The organism is Streptomyces sp. RPT161 (assembly GCF_027533845.1).
Lineage (GTDB): Bacteria > Actinomycetota > Actinomycetes > Streptomycetales > Streptomycetaceae > Streptantibioticus_A > Streptantibioticus_A silvisoli_A.
This window is the reverse complement of record NZ_JAPZVN010000062.1, coordinates 1-2,142: the sequence shown is the minus strand read 5'-3', so window position 1 is coordinate 2,142 and position 2,142 is coordinate 1. Positions and strand designations below refer to the sequence as shown.

The window sequence follows — 2,142 nt, the reverse complement described above, 5'->3', positions numbered from 1 at the left end:
GCAGCGGATTCCCGGACCAGATCGAGCAGAACCTGCTCGCGTTCCGCGCCAGGCAGGCCGGCCAGCCGCTGCCCAAACCCCTCACGACCGTAGCGGGTGTTGTCAGCAGCACGACGAAGCGCACCGCCGACCAGCGACCGCCACAGCGGGGCGTCATGCTGGGTACGCAAGGCCTGAACGTTCAGCCGGGCCAGTCCCAGGACCGGATGACCAGTGCCCAACGCCCGGTCGAACAGGTCCATGCCCTGGGACACGGACAAGGGGGGCATGGCCGAACGAGCGATCCGCGCGATATCGGCTTGGGACAACGTGCCCACCAAACCGATCTCGGTCGTCCAGGCACCCCACGCCATCGACAGACCCGGCAGCCCCGCACCGCGGCGCTGCTGCATCAACGCGTCCAAGAACACGTTGCCCGCCGCGTAATTACCCTGCCCACCACCGCCCACGACTCCCGCGAGCGACGAGAACACCACGAACAACGTCAGGTCCAACTCACGAGTCAGGTCATGCAGATGCCAAGCTGCATCGACCTTGGGGGCCAGTACTCGGTCCAACTGCTCCCGCGACAGCGAACCGATCACACCGTCCTCGAGAACACCCGCGGTGTGCACCACACCCGTCACCGGATGATCCGACGACACAGACGCCAGCGCCGCAGCTAAAGCCTGCCGATCGCTCACGTCGCACGAAGCGACTGAGACTGCGGCACCCAGCTGCCCCAGCTCCGCCACCAACTCCGCGGCCCCCGGAGCGTCCGTGCCGCGCCGACTCAGCAGCAGCAGATGTTGAACACCGTGCTCGGCCACCAGATGCCGCGCCACCACGCCACCCAGCCCACCAGTGCCACCGGTGATCACGACCGTGCCACCCACATCAAGAACCTGAGGTACCGTCAGCACCAGCTTACCGACGTGCTTGGCCTGGCTCATGAACCGGAAAGCATCCCGCCCCTGGCGCACATCCCAACTCGTCACCGGCAACGGCCGCAACACACCAGCCTCGAACAGGCCCACCAATTCCCGCAGCATCTCCTGGATACGGTCAACACCAGCATCCATCAGATCGAATGCCCGATAGGCCACCTCCGCAGGCAGATCCTGAGCCGACCGGATATCGGTCTTGCCCATCTCCAGGAACCGCCCACCAGCAGTCAACACATCCAGCGACGCATCCACGAACTCCCCCGCCAAGGAGTTCAGCACCACATCCACACCACGGCCAGCCGTAGCGGCACGGAAGCTCTCCCGGAAGGTCAGGTCTCGTGAAGACGCCACCTGGCCTTGCGGCACACCCCACTCATGCAGCACACGCCACTTGCCCTCACTCGCCGTGGCGTAGACGTCCGCCCCAAGGTGCTGGGCAAGCTGGATAGCCGCCAAACCCACACCACCAGCACCGGCATGCACCAAAACCGACTCACCAGCACACAGGCCCGCAAGATCCACCAGCCCGTAAAAAGCCGTCAGGAACACAATCGGGACCGACGCGGCAGTCGTGAACGACCAATCCTGCGGGACCACCACCAGCAGCCGATGATCGGTCACCGCAACCGGACCGACTGCCCCGAACGCCAGCCCCATGACCCGATCACCGGTCTTCAGACCGGTCACCTCAGGCCCGACCTCGGTGATCACGCCAGCCACTTCGCCGCCCAAGGGGCCAGCCTCACCGGGATACATTCCCAGGGCGTTGAGCACGTCACGGAAGTTCAGGCCTGCCGCACGCACCTGAACCCGGACCTGCCCGGGCTCCAACGGGCTGGCCAGCTCAGGGCAAGGTACCAACGTCAGATTTTCCAGCGTGCCCTTCTCCGTGGAATCCAGCCGCCACAGCCCCTGCGATGAGGCCGGGACGGAGAGTTCATCGGCAGGACTGACCCGAGTCAGGCGGGCAGCGTGAAGCTGCCCATCCCGCAAAGCCAGTTGTGGCTCATCCGCAGCAAGGACCTGGCCCAACGCCGTGGCATCCAGCTCGGTATCGGTATCGGTGTCGAGCAGTATGAACCGGCCCGGGTTCTCCGTCTGTGCCGAACGCACCAAACCCCACACCGCAGCCGCAGCCAAATCCGACACCGACTCACCAGGCTGAACAGCCACCGCACCACGAGTCCACACAACCAACGGGATGGCAGCGAACTCG

1 protein-coding gene is annotated in these 2,142 nt (G+C 65.4%); it reads right to left on the bottom strand.

What is annotated here, in order from left to right:
* Positions 1 to 2,099: MDR/SDR family oxidoreductase (locus tag O5O46_RS34875; RefSeq protein WP_269859700.1), on the bottom strand; the 2,099-nt coding region annotated here is incomplete at its 3' end.
* Positions 2,100 to 2,142: the final 43 nt, after the last annotated feature.